The organism is Sphingomonas sp. NPDC092440, from assembly GCF_044754985.1.
Taxonomy (GTDB): domain Bacteria; phylum Pseudomonadota; class Alphaproteobacteria; order Sphingomonadales; family Sphingomonadaceae; genus Sphingomonas.
Window position 1 is genome coordinate 116,288 of sequence record NZ_JBIVQA010000007.1, and the last position, 17,313, is coordinate 133,600.

Genomic DNA, 17,313 nt, shown 5'->3' on the forward strand with positions numbered 1-17,313 from the left:
TGAACGACCGCTGCATGGTCGTGGCCAGTCAACGGAGTCAATGAATTGCAAAACCAGTCGGTTGAATATCGGCCCGGCACGGCTTCGGAAACGCGGCGGAAACCTGCGCTGCATTGCCGAACGTTTCGGCTGCGGCTAGCGTCGCCGGCCATGACCAAGCGCATCCTGCTCGCGGCGGTGGCCGCCCTCGCCCTTCCCCTCCCCGCCCTGGCCCAGAGCGTCGCGCACGATCCGGCGGCGCTGCGCGATGCCGCGCTGAAGGACGATCTCGCCTGGGAGATCACCGAGGGCCTGACCACCGAGATCGGCCAGCGCCTCGCGGCGACCGAGGCGGAAGCGCGCGCCCGCGCCTGGGCGGTGAAGAAGCTCACCGCGCTCGGCTTCCGGAACGTGCGTATCGAGACCTACCGGATGCCGGTATGGGTGCGCGGCGCGGAGACCGCCGAAGTGCTCGGCGGATCGGCGCAGAAGCTGGCCATCGCCGCGCTCGGCAATTCGGGCTCGACCGGCCCCAAGGGCGTCGAGGCCGAAATCGCCTTCTTCCCCACCCTCGCCGATCTGCAGGCCGCGCCGGCAGAAGCAGTGAAGGGCAAGATCGTCTTCATCAGCAACGCGATGACGCCCACCCAGGACGGCTCGCAATATGGCTATTATGGCGGCGCCCGCCGTCTCGGCCCGAACCTGGCGGCCAGCAAGGGCGCGGTTGCCGTGCTGATCCGCTCGATCGGCACCGACCATCACCGCAACCCGCACACCGGCGTGACCAACTGGGCCAAGGACGTGAAGCCGATCGCCGCCGCGGCGCTCTCGCTGCCCGACGCCGATCAGCTCGAGCGGCTGCTCAAGCGCGGCCCGGTGCGGCTCAGGCTGCTGGTCACGCCCGAGTTCAAGGGTGAGGCCGAATCGGGCAACGTCATCGCCGAAGTGCCCGGCAGCGATCCCTCGGCGGGGATCATCGTGGTGGGCGGCCATCTCGACAGCTGGGACCTCGGCACCGGCGCGATCGACGATGCGGCGGGCGTGGCGATCACCACCGCCGCCGCCAAGCGGATCATGGACGCGGGCCAGCCGAAGCGCACGATCCGCGTCGTGTGGTTCGGCGCGGAGGAAGTCGGCGGCTTTGGCGGCGCGGCCTATGCCAAGGCGCATGCGAGCGAGCGCCACGTGCTCGCCCAGGAATCGGATTTCGGCGCCGATCGCGTGTGGAAGTTCGAAGTGAACCTGCCCGAAGGCGCCAAGCCGATCGCCGATCGCCTGGCCACCGTCCTCTCTCCGCTGGGCATCGCGCGCGGCCGCGGCACGGCGCATGGCGGCACCGATGTCGGGCCGATCATCAATACCGGCGTGGGCGTGATCGATCTCAGCCAGTCGGGCCTGCGCTATTTCGACTATCACCACACGCCCGACGACACGCTGGACAAGATCGATCCCGAGCAGCTCCGCCAGAATGTGGCGGCCTGGACGGCGATGCTGGCAGTGACGGCGAACGCGCCCGAGGATATCGGGCCGATCGCCAAGGGCGGCGGCGAGTGAGGGAACCTTGTGGCGGCCACGCGCATTGATGGCCGCCAATGGGCAAGATTTGGGCAAAAAAATGTCCTAAATTTTGCCATCGGGTGAATTTGCGATTGACGCATACGCAACGACCGCTATGCCAACGGTTCGCGACGGCAATCGGGCCGGCTGCGAAACGTTTGAGTTCCTCTAGGAGCACCACATGAAGAAGATCCTCATTGTTGCTGCGACCGCCGGCCTGATGTCGCTCGCGGCTTGCAACGGCGGCACCACCAACACCACCGCCGAGAACGTTGCCGACTCGCACGAGGCGAATGCCGCCGCGTACGAAGCCGCTGCCGACAACACCACCAACGCCGCTGCCGAGGCGACCCTCGAGAACGCCGCGAACGTGGAAGAGAACAAGGCCGACGCCGCCGCGGCGAACGCGCACTGATCTCCGTTCGGCGCCGGCCTCATGGCCGGACCGAGGAATAGGAAGGGCGCTCCCGGAAGGGGGCGCCCTTTCCTGTTGGGGGCCATCGCGCGCTCCGCTATGCCGGTGGGATCGAAGGGGAAGGATGGATGGGCGCAGTCGCAACGAGCCATGCCGGCGGGCCGGCCAAGCCGCAGCGCTGGTGGCGGATGCTCTATGTACAGGTGCTGATCGGCATCGTGGCCGGCGCGCTGGTCGGCGCGATCTGGCCGGATTTCGGCGCATCGCTCGAGTGGCTGGGCCTGGCCTTCGTCAACCTGGTCAAGATGATCATCGCCCCGGTGATCTTCCTCACCCTGGTGACGGGCATCGCCGGGGCCCGCGAGCTGGGCTCGCTCGGCCGGGTGGTGCTGAAGGCGCTGGGCTATTTCCTGTTCTTCTCCACCCTGGCGCTGATCCTGGGCCTTGTCGTCGCCCATGTCGTCCAGCCCGGCGCGGGCATGCACATCGATCCGCACGGCCTGAGCGAGGCCAAGGTCGCCGGCTTCGAGAAGCAGGCCCATGAGACCAGCGTCACCGGCTTCGTGATGGCGATCATCCCCACCACGCTGGTTTCGGCGCTCACCGCGGGGTCGATCCTCCAGGTGCTGTTCGTCGCCATCCTGTGCGGCATTGCGCTGGCGAGCATCGGCGAGCGCGTCCGCCCGCTGGTCGACCTGCTCGAACAGGCATCGGAAATGGTGTTCCGCATCGTCGCCATGCTGATGCGCGCCGCGCCGGTGGGGGCGTTCGGCGCGATGGCCTTCACCATCGGCAAATATGGCCTCACCGCCCTGCTCAGCCTGGGCGGGCTGGTGGCGACCTTCTATCTCACGTCGATCCTGTTCATCCTGGGCATGCTGGGCGTGGTCGGCTGGCTGGCCGGCTTCTCGATCCTCAAGCTGCTGCGCTATCTGAAGGCCGAGCTGCTGCTCGTCCTCGGCGCCTCTTCCTCCGAAGCCGCGCTGCCCGCGCTGATCGACAAGCTGGAGCGCGCCGGCTGCGACAAGGAAGTGGTCGGCGTGGTGGTGCCGGCCGGCTACTCGTTCAACCTGGACGGCACCAACATCTACATGACGCTCGCCGCGCTGTTCATTGCCCAGGCGACCGGCGTGCATCTGTCGCTCGGCGAGCAGCTTGTCCTGCTCGGCACCGCCATGCTCACTTCCAAGGGCGCGGCGGGCGTCACCGGCGCGGGCTTCGCGACCCTGGCCGCGACGCTGATGGTGGTGCCTTCGATACCCGTGGCCGGCATGGCGCTGATCCTGGGCGTCGACCGCTTCATGAGCGAATGCCGCAGCCTCACCAACTTCATCGGCAATGCCGTGGCGACGATCGTGGTGGCGCGCTGGGAGGGCCGGCTCGACCGCGAAGCCCTGCAACGGGCACTCGACGGCGGGGCCGCCCTCGTCCCCGCTCACGCCGCCATCGCAACCGATACGGACTGAAAGCGGGAAATGGTCGGGGTGAGAGGATCAGACTAAATATCTGGTAAATAAGAATAAAATCTGATACAAACTCCCACACAGGACCTGCACAGGCACGGCAAATCAAGGACTTACGCCGCCGATCTGCACGGTTTCTGCACAGCGGGGGTTTGAGCCATGGCGTTCATCACCGACAAGGAAGAGCTGAAAACCGGCCTCATCATCTTTCGGCGCGGCGACGTGGCGCACCGGAATTTCTATTGCCGGGTCAAGCTGCCGAAAGAGGATCGTTACAAGACGATCGCCCTAAAGACCTCGGATCGGCAGGAGGCACGCGACCGCGCTTTCGACCAGGACGCGGTCATCCGGCTGCCTCCATCCGGCATCCCGAACATCCTTGCCGCATTCGCATTCTGCTGATTCTGGCGAAGGCTGTAGGTTCCAGCCAGAGCGTCGCCGCAGGCGGCAATCGACATCGTGGCGAGAAACATCGCAGCGCCGCACACAAAATGAGACGCGCGTCGTTGATAGTCGGCCATAGATACTCCCTGTGCATGGCCGCCCGGCTGGCGTCGGGCGGTTGATCACGCGCGGCACAGGGACACGCGCCTCCCGTATTCCCTACGGGAGGTCTTTTATTTCGGGAGCCACCCGACATAGCGGGGTTCCCTATGCTGAGCGCATCGCGCTTCGCTGCCGGTGATCAAGCCGGTTGAGCGAGCCCGCTACATGAATCATTCGGGAGTCCGTGTCTAGGACCCAGCGGCCCTAAATCTCCCTGCTCATGTCAGTGCCCGTGTTTTTCTGTGCTGCGTGTTGCAGCCGAATTGCCCGGCCTTCCGGGTAAGATAAAGTTACCCGTGTTGCTTCATTGCTTGTGTTAACCATATGGGAGCGGGGCTTGTCACGGGAAGCGAATGTGCGGCTGGTGGTTGAGGCCGCCGCGAGGGCTGTCGGCTCGCAGGCCGCACTGGCACAGGAGCTTGGCGTGTCCGCGCCGACCATCTCCAAATGGCTGAGTGGGCGAACCTACCCGAATCAAAGTAACGTACAGAAGCTCTGCGCCATCCTCGCCATCGAGGCGCGGGACCTCGATCTCGATGAGGATGGCTTCAGGAGTCGCATGTTCGGATTACCCGTCTTTAAAACTGCCGATGTTTCCCTGCGCTCCCTGCGCGCCGTGGAGGACCACCGCGAAACCTGGTCCGGAAACTGGAAGGCCATCGAGGGGCCGCACCGCTTCATCTACGCGCAGAAGGACGGCAGCCTCGAGATCAGCGAAATCTCTTTCGTCGCGCTCCACAAGATGGGGATCGTCACGCGGATGCGGAATCTCAACACGACCGATGCGGGCAAGGTGCTTTCCTGGCAGTACGAGGGTTACACCTACATCATCAACGATTTCGGCTATGTCACATTGAGCCACGTGCCCGACGACCCGGCGAAGAAAGGGTCGGAACTCTTTTTCATGATTTTCCGGCTCTCGGCCGGAGCTGAGGGCGAACCCATGTTCGGACACCTCCTCGCGCGCGGGACCAAGGGGCGCGAGCAGCGGTCGGCGACCTCACCTTGCGTCCTGCTGCCGCTTCGGGAATTCCCGGATCTCGGGCCTCTCATGGGGGCTTTCAAAAGCGATGACCCGCGTTTGGCTTCGGTCCTCACTAAGCCAGTGCGCGAGCATCTGCTGGGCTGAACCGGCCTCAAACGCTCCGATCATCTATAGCATGCGAAACGCCTGCCCGCTCATTCGAAACCCTTGCATCCGAAGCGCCTCCCCAATTCCTCTACCGGGTAGCGGCGGGTATCAGCGTCGGGGAGATCAATCAAAGGCAATAGTCCGCGAAGATATGCGCATGAAATTTCTGGCGCTGCAACACAGACTACTTGTCTATTACCTTGATGCGATACAGCAATCTCCAACGCGCCAAACTCTGTAAACCATTTATCCGGCCTTCGCCTATCGCACCTGTATTCATAAGACATATTTAAAATATTCTTATATGCAGACTCTGATACCACGATATTCGTTTGAAACCCTCCCCTCTCTATATCGATCTCATGATCGGAGATATAGATAATCGGAAGAGGTTTATCGCTAGGTCCGGTAGACTGAATTCTTACCCAAGTCTCCTTCTGGTCCTTGACTTCAAACAGATTCTTATCGATTTCATTGAAATTCGATAGAATCATCGCCACTATCATAGCTATCTTCATCACTTTGCCTGCGAAATAGCGTTGCGTTGAAAGGCACTGGGCGCAGTGATCGTTAGCCCAGCTATGTCGGCTTGATGAGAATTGGGAAACGAAAATCCATAGTTAAACGTTATCTGCTCTTGATAACCCGCCGATCCACTACGAACAATGAGAGACAATTCGTATGTTTTGGACAGTCCCGATATAGGGTTCATTCCGGGCGCATCCGTGAAAACTCTCCCATTCTGTATTTGAGGGTAGGCAGAAAAGTCGCTTGAATTATAGTATGTTGGACCAGAGTCCACCCTTCTCTCCGTGACCTTTCCGTCTTGCGCAACGGTAATGGTCTGCGTCCAGTTGGCGTCGCCCTTTCCGCTGTAGGTCAATTTGATACCAATGATACCAGTTCCCGAGCGATCTCGGCCATACTCGTTCACAGTTACCGTGCCACCATTATCTACGCGGATAACATTTCCGGTATTAACCTGTGCTCCAAGGCATTCGGATGTGGGATTGTTTATACAAGACTTTATTTGGTTCGCGTCCTTTGAGGAAATTCCAGGAAACGCATACGCTATTGCCGAGTCGATTTTGGCATTTCGGTAGCCGTCAGCCGCGTTCGAAGCTGCCGGGTTTGTGCTGGTGCATGCGCTCCCGGCAGGACAGCCACCGAAAAGCCCAAACGTCCCCGATGGGTCGCCCTTGTTGACAGGATCGCCTCCTACATAACTGTACCAATTTAGCCCGTCACCATATCCAATCGGATCCGTCTGCATGAACCGCCCAAGCGTTGGCGAGTATAGGCGAGCCTTGTAATAATATACGCCAACCTCGGGCAGCCAAGCCTGGCCCGTATAGCCGAACTTTGCGGCAAGCATTCCCGAAGGCACACCAAACTCGTCATATCGATTGATGCTGACCGATGCGGCCGTCCCGTCACTCTCCGCGACAATGGATCCGCGCTCGTCAGCATGTAGCCACCGGCGCGCCGTGGTTCCGGAGCCTGCATACCATATCAGCGGCTCATCAGCGCCCAGCCCTGACACATAGCGATTAGTCATCGCACCAGTGCTATCATATTCGGCGATACGGTTGACCCCGTCATAGAGGAATTTGGACGTTACCGTACCCGCCACCTGATAGAGCCGAAGCGCAGGATCGTAGCCTAGCGTCACGCCGGGCGCGCTCGTAAGCAGATTCTCCGAGTTGTAGGCATAGAGATTGGCACCCGATTGGGTCAGATTGCCGCGTCCGTCATATGCCAAGCCGGTCCCTCCGGCCGTCGTGACCTGATTCAGCCCGTTGTTCGTATACGGTCGATCCACATTGTAATGACCGTCCCAGGAATAAAGGTCATTCGAGCGCGAGTTGGTTACAATCTGGTTCGCCGCATTATAGCCAAACGCTAGGGTCAGATCACTGGACGCGCCGAGCAAATCCTGGGTCAAAGAGGACAGTCGCGAAATATCGTCATAGACATAGCTCGTTGTTGCGCCGTTGCCGCGCGTCAGCGTCGCGCGGCGCCCGAGATCGTCATAAGCAAAACTCGCAAGAACGCCGACTCCAGAAGTCGCCCCATTCTCGCGGATCGCGGTTACTTCACCAGTTACCTGATAATCATAGGTGACATAGAAACTATCGGGCCAAGTCATACGTGTGCGGCGGCCGGCAACGTCATACTGGAAAGCCACGGTGCCAAGTGGACCGGCTTCGCTAGTCTGCCGGCCCAGCGCGTCGTATCCGAAGCTCAACGCATTGCCAGGCTGACTCGCTCCCGTCATCCTGCCAAGCAGGTCGTAATTGTAGGTCACCTCGGGTTCGGTGCCAGGCAGTGTCTTGGTCGTTAGTCGGTTGAGGTTATCGTAGGTATAAGAAATGGTCACCCCGTCACGCAATCGACGCGCGACCACGTTGTTCGCGGTATCGTAACTGATCTGCTCATAATCGGTTGTCGAACTGACTCCCGAGCCCTTTAAGGCTGCCGGATAACGTGTCTTGATCATCCGGTCGACGCCGTCATATTCGTACGTCGTCTTGTTGCCTTCGGCATCCGTGACTGTGGCCTTCCTACCGTTGTCGGTATAGGTCGTAGTCACCTCGTCAGCTTGGTCAGCCGTGCCATAGGCAGTTTGTAGCTTGGTTGCACGATTGGCGGCGTCGTACGTCATCTTGGTGATACGATCGGGCCCGAAGGAACCGGCCGTGGTCGAAGTACAGGCCGATGTCGGCAAACTGGCCCAAGCGGCGCTGTTCATCCGCACCGCCGAGCAATCCAGGCGCCCGGCTGCATCATAGCTATATTGCTTGACCGCGTAGCCGCTGCCACCCGACCTGAGTACTTCTGTCAGCTTGCGATCACGAGCATCGTAGGTGACGGCGACAGCCTGAACGGGCACGAATGCGGTCCAGGCTCCATCGCTTTGATCGACAACCGTCCCCGTTTCGACCAGTGTTACGCGCCCCTTGTCGTCATAGGTGTTGCGCACCGCCCGCGGCTTGCGGGCGCCCGCTCCATCGGGATCAGGGCTGATCACCCCGATCAGTTGCCGGGCAGCGTCGAAGCGATAGCGTGTCGTGTCGGCTGTACCGGAAAGCGGACCGTCAACGGCGATGGCGTTGCCGCTGCTGTCATATGTAGTCGTTGTCGTGGTGCTGAGCGAATTATCGCCCGCTTTCGTCATTACGGAAACCGGCAACAGATTGTTGCCCGTGCCCGCGCTCTGCGGGCCATAATCTATGATGGTCTTCACTTCGTCCGCAGTACCCGCACAGTTCGTGCCGGTCTGGCATTTCGAGATAGATACCACACGATAGACGGGCTCGCCCGATGCCACGATCCCGGAGCCATTGTTGAAATATGCCTGAAGTGCCGCGTAGGTGTACCGCGTCTGCGGACGGGCAGCGCCCCCTGCTGCCGGAGGCGCGGTTACGGTGAGCACCCCACCATGCGTCGTGTCATAGGTGTAGTTTGTGACGTTGCCGCGCTCATCGGTGGTGGTGATCGGCGCGTTGCAAGTCACGTCGACGCAGGTTCCAGGGTAGCTCGCCGACGTCACGATATCGGCAATGCCCGACCCTGGTTTCGCGACACTACGCTTTTCGGTGACGTTACCCCGCCCGTCATAGGTGAGCTGGGAATAATTACCTTCGGGCTGGGTGATGCGAGTTGTACGACCGCTTCCGTCATACTGGAAACTTGTCGTGCGGCCCGTCGCATCTGTCACGCTCGTCATGCGCTGAAGCGCGATGTCGAAAGTGTATGTTGTGGCATGCGACAGGGGATCCGCGACTGTCACCGTGCGCACGTTGCCCGCATCGCTTGAGCTGTAAGTTGTGGTTCCGTCCGCAGTGGTGATACTCGCCACCCGCCCTGAACTATAGGTAAGGGTCACATCCTCGCCGGTACTGCCCGGCCGCGTGATACCAAGCATCTGAGGGCCATTGGTACGATATACCGCGACGCGACCGAGCGCATCCGTGGCAGTGCCGTAAGAATAGCCTCCGCTCGCCGCAATCGTGAAAGCCACAGTTGGCGTTGGGCCATCTACCGCCGCATTCACCAATTTACCGCCGGTTCGCGTGAGCCAGCTCGCCGAATTCCCCGGAAGGTCATATAGAAGTTCATCGGCAGCATATATCATCTGGATGATATATCCTTGGCTATTACGAATGGATCCCAAGCGATATGCCGTAGCCTCACTTATGCATATCGAAGGGTCATTCGTTTTCGTCTTTGTGCAGTACACACCGGAGTCATAGGCGTAAGTCAGCTTCTCCCCGGAAGGAGACTGGATACTGGTCAGGGCCGCCTCGCTATTCACATAGGAAAGCTGGCCGGGCAATTTTGTGAACCGGGCGATCGTGCCGTCGGATGCGGTATAGGTATACACGCTGGTTGTACTGTTGAAGCTCAGCGCCGCGCCGTTGCCCTCGGTCGGCACATAGGTCGAGCCTGAGAGATTGAATCGATCTACCTTCGAGCCGAAGCTTACGGTGACGAGAGCGCCACTCTTGGTCAGGTACCCTGTCGCCGTGTCGTTCCAGCCGCCCCCACGCCAGAACCAATTGTACGAGATTCCAGCATTGGAATTCCCCATCGAGATTCCGGCAGCGTCAATGTTGAAGGTGCCGAGAAAGAGGTCGACACCATTCCCGTCGACCGACTGACGCACCGGCGCGGTCTGCGCGAAAGCGGGCGTGATCAGGCCGGAGACAAGGACGGTGCCAAGTCCCAGAAGAGCAAGACGCGCGCGACGGCGCGCGCTCACTGCGGTAGTCGAGTGAGTCACAGAATCCCTCCAAAATTATCGATTGCCCGCAGTCGGTTGAGCGTCGAGCACTCTGGGTCAGGGTGAAGGGTTGGGCGAACCAGTAACTTTCACATTGGTCCGGTTGTTGGCCTTGTCATGGGTGTATTCAGCTTTGACGCCGTTGTTCACCGTGCCCGAGCGCTCGACCTTCACCAGCCGGCCCTTGGCGTCATAGGTATAGGTGACGGTCTCCGAAGCCTGCACCGACGAAGTGATCATCGCAGCCAAGCCGAGGCCAATGAGGAACCTCATGCGCATATCCCCCCATTTTGGCTTGAGGGAATCGAAGACGCCCCTTGCAAGCTAGCCGAATATTCATGAGAGTCCGCACCTTGCCAATACCAGAAATGCGCTGCGCCAATTTATCCATTTTGGATGTTATTCTATTCTAAGCCACGTCATCACCCATCGCGAAGCATAGAGCGAACGCAATGCCGATGGTGGCGTTGTGCAATTTAGGCGGTTGAAACTAGACGGCCTACCTCGCAACCCTATTGCCCATTCTGTTGCAAGCTTTGTCCACGACCACCGCGATCTATCTGGACGCCGTGGGCGCGGAGGAACGGGCCTTCGCCGAACGCATGTGGGGTTAGAGAGGGCGGCTCGGCTGTGCCGACCGGGCTCTAGCGCCTTCGGCGCCGGAACCGCCAAGGCGTTTCCGCCCTGCGGGTGACGATCCCTGCCGCAGCTTGGGGCTTCGCCCCCGGCGCGCTGCGAAGCGCCTTCCGCCCAGCTTCCTCCGCTTCGCTCCGTGCAGCCGGTTCCCCGCGAAGGCGCTTGCTCCGCTTGCACCCCCAGTCTCGCCGACGGGCAGCGGTTGCTGTGCGCAACCGTGACCCAAGGAGGAGACCATGCAAACCGACCTGATCCAGACCCAAACCGACGACCGGCCCCGCATCTATGTGGCCTGCCTCGCCGCCTACAATAACGGCATCCTCCACGGCGCGTGGATCGATGCCGATCAGGAACCATGGGCGATCTGGGACGCGATCCGCGCCATGCTGGCGGCCTCGCCCATTCCGGGGGCGGAGGAACATACCATTCACGATTACGAGGGCTTCGGGCCGGTGCGGATCGCGGAATACGCAGGTATAAGCGAGGTCGCGACGCTGGCCGCCTTCATCGCCGGGCATGGCGATCTGGGCGCGGCCCTGCTGGATCACTTCGGAGGCGATCTGGACGAGGCGCGGGAGGCCATCGCCGACCGCTATCACGGCTGCCACGCCAGCCTTGCCGCCTATATGCAGAAACTGATCGAGGAGACGACCCCGATCCCCGAAAGCCTGCGCTTCTATATCGACTACGAGGCCATGGCCCGCGATGCCGAGCTGAGCGGCGACTTCTTCACGATCCGGCTCGCATATGGCGAGGTCCATGTGTTCGAGGGCTGCTGAGATGGACATCCAGACCCATCGCTTCAAATGGCGCGGTATCGAGATCGAGGCCGTCTACGATCCCCTCAAATGGGGCATGACCGCCCATCTGGCCATCCGCAGCCTGAACCCCGAGCGGGCACCCTTGCCGATCACCGCGACCGGCTACCGCTCGCATTTCCATACGCCCGGCACCATCGAGGCCCATGGCGGCGATGTGGTGGCGCAGGTCATCGCGTGGCTCGATGAGGAAGCGGGCAAGCCCGCGTGGCGGGTCTATGCGGATCGCGCGCGGCAGGGGGAGCTGTTCTGATGGCGGGGCCACCAGAACAGCACCGACCGGGATAAGAGCCGCCGTCGCTTGAACTCATGTTCAGCTGACGGGAAAGAGAATCGCCTTGGTCGCTAGGGAAATTCAGCGCTGATGCAGCCAGCGGGTTTCGCGTAGCCCGTGCAAAAAAGTTCTGCACAATTCCTACACAGGCAATTTATTGCCTAATTTTCTATTTAAAATCAACCTGTTATACAGATCAAATATAATGGTCGGGGAGACAGGATTCGAACCTGCGACATCTTGCTCCCAAAGCAAGCGCGCTACCGGGCTGCGCCACTCCCCGACGCGGATTGCGGCCCTAGGCGCAAGACGCACCCGACACAAGACCGCTGCTGGTGGGCCCGGCAGGACTTGAACCCGCAACCTAGCCGTTATGAGCGGCCAGCTCTAACCAATTGAGCTACAGGCCCCCAGCAAACCGGCCCTAGCGGAACCTCAGGCCGGGCCGCAAGTCGCTGTGACGATCTGATCCACGGATGCCGCCCGCACGCCCAGCCGGTCGAGCAGGGCGAGCACCTCGTCCCACCAGCGCAGGAACGCCGCCAGATCCGCCGCGGTGCGCACATAGGGCGTATGGCCGGGCTCCACCGAAGGCGAATGAAAGGCGAAGTTGAGCAGCCGCAGCCCCTCTCCCACGGCGACGCGAATCGCTTCCTTGGCTTCGCCCAGCGGCATGTCTTCCGGCGTGAGCGACACGCGGGAAAGCAGGCCCAGACGCGACGCGATGCCGATCCCGTGCGGGAACCGGCCCAGGCTGCGGTGCAGCCTCGCCCCGCCACGCCGCATGCGGCCGGTGAAGACCGTGGTGAAGGGCAGCTCGATCAGTTCGCCCAGGCGAAAGGCATGATTGGGCACCGCGAGGAAATCGGGCCCGCCCTCCCCGGAATAATCATAGGCCGAGCGCATCGAGCTATCGATCCGATAGCCGAGCCCGGCAAGCAGAGCCGGCGTCTCCGGCCCGATTCCGTAACGACCGGCGCGATAGACCAGCGGACGGCGCCCGAAGGCGCGCTCCACCGCATCGGTGAGCACCACGAGCTTGGCACGCTGCAGATCGACCGGAAGATTACCCGTGAAGCTGTTGAACCCGTTCACTTCCTCGCGGTGCGGAGGATTTACCCAGGGATGGAGCTGCGTGCCGATCGCCGAGCAGCCATCCTGCATGACCTCGCGCAGCACGTCGATGGCGAGCGGCGAGGTCGCGATCGGATAGTCGACAAGATAGGTGAGCGGCACGCCCGCCGCGGCGAAACGTGCGTGCACCGGGGGCAGCGCGGCCATGTGCCGCGTCCCGTCCGCATCGGAACTGAGCGGCGCGCCCCAGTCAAACTCCTCCTCGGTGTCCACGAAGATGGTGAAGCGGGTGCCGAAATCGTCCGGCCATTGCAGGCGCGCGCGCGGATCGGGTGCGGGCACGCGATAACCGCCGCGATCTGGAGCGTCGCCCCCCACTTCAGCTTAGATGTGCCTGGCCCACCTGCTCGTTTACGGCGGCCGGAAGCCGCAAAGTCAAGCTCTCGCGGCCGATGACGAGCCCGCCACCCAGTTCGCGGGAGAGGTTCCGCGCGAGCCGAAGCGCGAAACCGGTGCCCAGCAACGTCGTGTCCTCGCGCTCGTCATCGATATCGAGCACCGAATCGCCGGGATAGTCGGCAAGCGCCTGGGGACGATCGATCGTGATCGACACTGCCTCGGCAGTCTCCAGCGCCATGTGCACGCCGATCCGCTCCCCCTGCCCGCTGGCCGATACGAGCGTCGCGAGAAGGCGCGCGAGCAATCGCTCGATCGCGCGGCGATCCCCGGTGACGGAAAGATCGGCGATCGGCAGCGCGATCACCGAGCCGCGCAGCTCGGCCAGTGGCGCAAGGTCGTCGGCGATCGTCGCGAGCACGGGCCGCAACGCGATCTGGCCAGGCACCAGCGAGAGCGCGGCACTGTCGATGCGCGCGGCGAGATCGAGATCATCGATCGCACCCAGCAATTCGCGCGCCTGCGAACGGATCACCTGCGCCCGGTCGCGATAGGCATCACCCACCGGGCCGAGCATCTGTGCCTCGATCATCTCCGCGAAGCCCGCGATCGCATTGGTCGGCGTGCGCAGTTCATGCACGAGCTGCCGGAGCGAATCGGCCGGCATCGCCGGTGCCGGCGCGGTGCGCAGCGGCTCGGCCCGCTCGTCGACGCGCGGCCGGCGAGCCGTGCCGCGATAGCCGGTGAAACGGCCATTGCCAGGATCGAAGACGGGGATCGCCGAAATCAGCCAGTCGCCCGCCGCATCCGATTCGCCTTCCACCGAGAGGCGGGCATTGGAGAAGCCGGCGCGGCGACGGAAAGCACCCGCGGCGACACCATCCACCCGCGACGCCTCCGATGCGCCGGGAGCGGCCTGGCTATCGAGCGACACGCCGATCAACGGCGCGCGGCTGACGCCGTCGACCCAGCGGATCATGCCCTTGGCATCGGTCTCGAAGCGGAAATCATCGACCGGGCGTGGCGCGGGCGGATCCTTCGGGCCGGTTTCCTCGCGATGGCGCCAGAATGCGTCGATCCGCGCCACGACATCGGCGATCTCGAAGGTGCCGTCATGGTCGCCCGCAGCTTCTGCCGCAATCTGCCGCACTTCTGCGGCCAGGCTATCGCTATGCTCCATGGCCGGACCCTGCGCGCCTGCCTCCGGCAGCGCAATCGCTTCGGCGGAAGCGCCTGACTCGCCTGTCCCGGATTGGACCGGGTGGATCGGAATTTGGAGCTCTTCAGCCACTTGCGTTGCCGGAACGGTGATCGACGGCGCGACGCCGGCGAGCGCGACGAAGGAAAGGTCCTCCATTTCGGGCGCAGCGGCCGCAACCTCGGACTCCGGATCGCCCACCGGCACGGGCTCGACAAATGCCTCCGCCTCTTCGAGGCCGGCGCCCGCCGGGCCGAGATCCCCGGCCGCCAGCTCCTCCGCCGCGTCTGCGGCCGGGACCGCCATGGGCAGGCGGCCCAGCAATGTGGCGAGGGTCGCCTCATGCGCCGGCAGGCGCTGGGGCGTGGTGGAGCTCCAATAGACGAGCGGCTTGCTCCCGGCTTCAGGCTCCAGCTCGGCTTCGGGCTCGGGCTCGGGCTCGGCTTCGGGCACGTCCGCGGCAACGTCCTCGCCGCGCTCGGCCGGAGGCTCGACCGCCTCGACCTCGACTGCCACCGGTGCCGGCTCGGCCGGGCGCGCATCGACGACCTCGGACCAGTCGACTGTCATCACCTCGGCCACCGCTACCGTTTCCGCTTCGGGAACGGCGGGTTCGACCGGCGCCTCCTTCACCGTCTCGTCGGGCAGCACGAAATCGATCGGGCCGAAACTGTCGAGCGCACGGCGCACCGCCGGGCTGAGGTCGCGCCGGTTGCGCAATATCGCGCGCGCCGCGGGCGCGAGTTCGGGCAGCAGCTGGATCCACTCGACCGAGTTCATCCGCGCGCTACGCAGCACGGGGAGCGCCACCTGGAGCTCGTCGAGCGCAAACAGACGCACGAGCGGCGGGGGCGGATCGGCATGTTCGAGTGCGCGGGCGCTGGCGGCGCGAACCGGCAGCGGCACGGATTCGCGAATCGTGCGAAGCACGCCCATCGCGCGATTGCCGGCAGCGGCACGGCGGCGGCCGATCAGGTCGACGAGCTGGCGCCAGGCGGACTGGACGCCATAAGGCGAGCCCAGGTCCGAGGCGAGCACCGTCTCCAATGTATCGTCGAAGCGCAACGCCTGCCTACCCTTGCCCGGCACCACAACGCGCGCCGTAAGGAATCCTTAACTCGCGAAGCGCCGGTTCGGAACTGTCGATTTCGGCACGTCGCATTGTGGGACAATTGCGTTGCGGCGTAATAATATTATGTCTAAACGCAACACACGGAAACGAATCAAAAGATAGAAGGAACATAAATGCGATTCGACGATATCGACATACGGATCCTCGGCCTGTTGCAGGACAATGGCCGCATGACCAATGTCGAGCTTGCCGAACGCGTTGGGCTGACGGCGCCGCCCTGCCTCAGGCGGGTGCGGGCTCTGGAGCAGCAGGGGGCGATCACCGGCTATCATGCCGCGCTCGATCCGGCTGCGCTGGGCTACAACCTCACCGTGTTCGCCATGGTGAGCCTGAAGAGCCAGGCGGAAGCAGACCTGCGCGCCTTCGAGCAGATGATGGCGGATATTCCCGAAGTCCGCGAATGCCACATGCTCAACGGCGAGATCGATTTCATCCTGAAGATCGTCGCCCCCGACCTGCAGAGCTTCCAGCATATCCTGACGACGCGGCTCACTCCGGCACCGAACGTCGAGCATGTGAAGACTTCGCTCACCATCCGGACGTCCAAGGCGCTGCCCGGGGTGCCGGTCGCCTGATACGAAAAGGGGCGGCATCGCTGCCGCCCCCTCCCTGTTCGGCATGAAGCCGCGCTCAGCTGAGCGGCGGCGTGTCGAGCGAGACCTGCCAGAGCAGCGCGACGTTGACGTACGGGCCGGTCTTCACCGCCTGGAACGCCGCTTTCGCCTCTTCCTTGCGGCCCAGGCGCTGCAGCGCGATGCCACGGTGCAGGTTGATCTCATTGGTATCCGCGCCGCCCTTGGCGAGCGCCGCGTCATAGAGCTCGAGCGCGCGGACATTGTCGCCGGCGGCGAGCAGCGCGTCGGCATTGCCGGCGCCGCCCTGCTTGGCCAGCGTGTCGAGCGGCGGGCTGCTCTTCACGCCGGCCTGGGCCGCCGTGTAGGTGCGGTTGCCATCGGCATCGGTCGTCGGCAGCTTGCCGTTCTTGCGGCCTTCCTCGATCACCGAGATCGCTTCCCACGGCAGGCCCGAGGACTGCGCCGCATAGGCATAATCGGCATAGTCACCGCGATCGGCCAGCGAGTTCGTGATGCGGCGAAGGCGGTAGAGATCGATGCGCTCGGTCTTGGCGGCGCGATCCGTGCCCTTGGCGCCCTGGCCGAGCACTTCGATCGCCCAGCGCCAGTTCTTCACCGCCGGATAGTCCTTCAGATAATAAGCGAGCCAGTCATAGGTCGCCTCGCGATTGCCGCTGGCGGTCACCTTCGGGATGGCGAACTGATACCAGGCTTCCGGCGCCTTCTGGCCCGTCGACTTGGCGAACTCGATGGCGTTACGCGCTTCGGCGGCCGCCTCGGCATTCTTGCCGGTGGCGGCATAGGAATTCGCCAGCATCAGCGGGATGTCGACATTCTTCTCGCCCAGCTGGCGGGCCTTGGTCATGTAGGTGATGACATCGGCGTGCTTCTTCTGCGACGCCGCCGCCTTGCCGAGCAGGAAGTTCAGGCGGGCATTGTAGGGGCCCACTGCGTCCGGCGCGCTGCGCGGGCTGGCCACCAACACCTGCAGCGGCGCGATCTGCCCTGCCTCATTGCCGCGGCCCAGCTCGAGCTGGAGACGCATCGAGGCCGCGAAGAACTTCTCGTCGTCATTCTTCGCCGCTGCCTCGGCGGCTGCGATCTGCGGCTCGGCGGTCGCCCAGTCCTTGGCCTTCACCGCGGCTTCGGCGGCGGCGGCGGGCTTGCGAAACTCGTCGCTGACCTGAAGCTGGTTCGCGGCCGGGGCGTTCTTGTCATCCTTCTTCTTCTGCGCGGCGGCTGGAGCCACCGTCAGCGCAGTGGTGCCCAGCGACAGCACGGCGGCCAGCGCGAGCTTGGAAGCGAAGTTCATGCGAAACTCTCCTAAACGGG

At 63.0% G+C, this 17,313-nt stretch carries 14 protein-coding genes and 2 tRNA genes; 8 read left to right on the forward strand and 8 right to left on the reverse strand.

Annotated elements, in window-relative coordinates:
- Positions 1-150 precede the first annotated feature (150 nt).
- From ACIQCS_RS13450 to ACIQCS_RS13470, 5 genes are all read left to right on the forward strand, one after another.
- Positions 151-1,533 (forward strand): M20/M25/M40 family metallo-hydrolase, encoded by a 1,383-nt coding sequence (locus tag ACIQCS_RS13450; protein WP_345851718.1) that lies wholly within the window; start codon positions 151-153, stop codon positions 1,531-1,533.
- Between the two features lie 184 nt (positions 1,534-1,717).
- On the forward strand, positions 1,718-1,951 hold the full coding sequence (locus ACIQCS_RS13455; protein WP_137864791.1) for a hypothetical protein: 234 nt from the start codon (positions 1,718-1,720) through the stop codon (positions 1,949-1,951).
- Between the two features lie 128 nt (positions 1,952-2,079).
- Positions 2,080-3,417, forward strand: coding sequence for a C4-dicarboxylate transporter DctA (dctA, locus tag ACIQCS_RS13460; RefSeq protein WP_345851717.1), 1,338 nt, complete (start codon positions 2,080-2,082; stop codon positions 3,415-3,417).
- A 156-nt stretch (positions 3,418-3,573) separates the two neighbouring features.
- A complete protein-coding gene (locus ACIQCS_RS13465; protein WP_196781394.1) occupies positions 3,574-3,816 on the forward strand; it encodes a hypothetical protein in 243 nt (80 codons plus the stop codon).
- Positions 3,817-4,315: 499 nt separating this feature from the next.
- Positions 4,316-5,089: a helix-turn-helix transcriptional regulator gene (locus ACIQCS_RS13470; protein ID WP_294051518.1), complete on the forward strand. Its 774-nt coding sequence runs from the start codon at positions 4,316-4,318 to the stop codon at positions 5,087-5,089.
- A gap of 50 nt (positions 5,090-5,139) precedes the next feature.
- On the opposite strand, the gene ACIQCS_RS13475 is transcribed toward ACIQCS_RS13470, so the two are convergent.
- The 3 genes from ACIQCS_RS13475 to ACIQCS_RS13485 are packed head-to-tail and all read right to left on the reverse strand — an operon-like array spanning position 5,140 to position 10,151.
- Positions 5,140-5,610, reverse strand: coding sequence for a hypothetical protein (locus ACIQCS_RS13475; RefSeq protein ID WP_294051520.1), 471 nt, complete (start codon positions 5,608-5,610; stop codon positions 5,140-5,142).
- Complete coding sequence (locus tag ACIQCS_RS13480; RefSeq protein WP_401531114.1) at positions 5,610-9,878, reverse strand: RHS repeat-associated core domain-containing protein; 4,269 nt, start codon at positions 9,876-9,878, stop codon at positions 5,610-5,612. Before ACIQCS_RS13480 ends, ACIQCS_RS13475 begins: the two co-directional genes overlap by 1 nt.
- Before the next feature lie 57 nt (positions 9,879-9,935).
- Positions 9,936-10,151 (reverse strand): hypothetical protein, encoded by a 216-nt coding sequence (locus ACIQCS_RS13485; protein WP_294051524.1) that lies wholly within the window; start codon positions 10,149-10,151, stop codon positions 9,936-9,938.
- Positions 10,152-10,750: 599 nt separating this feature from the next.
- Between ACIQCS_RS13485 and ACIQCS_RS13490 the strand changes: the two genes are divergently transcribed.
- Positions 10,751-11,293: an antirestriction protein ArdA gene (locus ACIQCS_RS13490; protein WP_294051526.1), complete on the forward strand. Its 543-nt coding sequence runs from the start codon at positions 10,751-10,753 to the stop codon at positions 11,291-11,293.
- A gap of 1 nt (position 11,294) precedes the next feature.
- Complete coding sequence (locus ACIQCS_RS13495; RefSeq protein ID WP_294051528.1) at positions 11,295-11,585, forward strand: hypothetical protein; 291 nt, start codon at positions 11,295-11,297, stop codon at positions 11,583-11,585.
- A gap of 227 nt (positions 11,586-11,812) precedes the next feature.
- Here ACIQCS_RS13495 and ACIQCS_RS13500 read toward each other — a convergent pair.
- From ACIQCS_RS13500 to ACIQCS_RS13515, 4 genes are all read right to left on the reverse strand, one after another.
- A tRNA-Pro gene (locus ACIQCS_RS13500) sits at positions 11,813-11,889 on the reverse strand.
- A gap of 50 nt (positions 11,890-11,939) precedes the next feature.
- Positions 11,940-12,016: transfer RNA gene (locus tag ACIQCS_RS13505), tRNA-Ile, on the reverse strand.
- A 25-nt stretch (positions 12,017-12,041) separates the two neighbouring features.
- Entirely contained in the window at positions 12,042-13,022 is a 981-nt protein-coding gene (locus tag ACIQCS_RS13510) for a polysaccharide deacetylase family protein (RefSeq protein ID WP_345851711.1), read from the reverse strand.
- Positions 13,023-13,059: 37 nt separating this feature from the next.
- Positions 13,060-15,339, reverse strand: a complete 2,280-nt coding sequence (locus ACIQCS_RS13515) for a histidine kinase dimerization/phospho-acceptor domain-containing protein (RefSeq protein ID WP_345851710.1) — start codon at positions 15,337-15,339, stop codon at positions 13,060-13,062.
- A gap of 180 nt (positions 15,340-15,519) precedes the next feature.
- On the opposite strand from ACIQCS_RS13515, the gene ACIQCS_RS13520 reads away from it, so the two are divergent.
- A complete protein-coding gene (locus tag ACIQCS_RS13520; protein WP_345851708.1) occupies positions 15,520-15,981 on the forward strand; it encodes an Lrp/AsnC family transcriptional regulator in 462 nt (153 codons plus the stop codon).
- A gap of 55 nt (positions 15,982-16,036) precedes the next feature.
- Here ACIQCS_RS13520 and ACIQCS_RS13525 read toward each other — a convergent pair whose 3' ends face one another.
- On the reverse strand, positions 16,037-17,293 hold the full coding sequence (locus tag ACIQCS_RS13525) for a hypothetical protein (protein WP_345851707.1): 1,257 nt from the start codon (positions 17,291-17,293) through the stop codon (positions 16,037-16,039).
- Positions 17,294-17,313: the final 20 nt, after the last annotated feature.

Excerpts from the sequence above, each read along its gene's own strand:
- ACIQCS_RS13450 (WP_345851718.1), top strand. The coding sequence starts at position 151 with ATGACCAAGCGCATCCTGCTCGCGGCGGTGGCCGCCCTCGCCCTTCCC.
- ACIQCS_RS13455 (WP_137864791.1), top strand. The coding sequence starts at position 1,718 with ATGAAGAAGATCCTCATTGTTGCTGCGACCGCCGGCCTGATGTCGCTC.
- dctA (WP_345851717.1), top strand. The coding sequence starts at position 2,080 with ATGGGCGCAGTCGCAACGAGCCATGCCGGCGGGCCGGCCAAGCCGCAG.
- ACIQCS_RS13465 (WP_196781394.1), top strand. The coding sequence starts at position 3,574 with ATGGCGTTCATCACCGACAAGGAAGAGCTGAAAACCGGCCTCATCATC.
- ACIQCS_RS13475 (WP_294051520.1), bottom strand. The coding sequence starts at position 5,610 with ATGAAGATAGCTATGATAGTGGCGATGATTCTATCGAATTTCAATGAA.
- ACIQCS_RS13485 (WP_294051524.1), bottom strand. The coding sequence starts at position 10,151 with ATGAGGTTCCTCATTGGCCTCGGCTTGGCTGCGATGATCACTTCGTCG.
- ACIQCS_RS13490 (WP_294051526.1), top strand. The coding sequence starts at position 10,751 with ATGCAAACCGACCTGATCCAGACCCAAACCGACGACCGGCCCCGCATC.
- ACIQCS_RS13495 (WP_294051528.1), top strand. The coding sequence starts at position 11,295 with ATGGACATCCAGACCCATCGCTTCAAATGGCGCGGTATCGAGATCGAG.
- ACIQCS_RS13520 (WP_345851708.1), top strand. The coding sequence starts at position 15,520 with ATGCGATTCGACGATATCGACATACGGATCCTCGGCCTGTTGCAGGAC.
- ACIQCS_RS13525 (WP_345851707.1), bottom strand. The coding sequence starts at position 17,293 with ATGAACTTCGCTTCCAAGCTCGCGCTGGCCGCCGTGCTGTCGCTGGGC.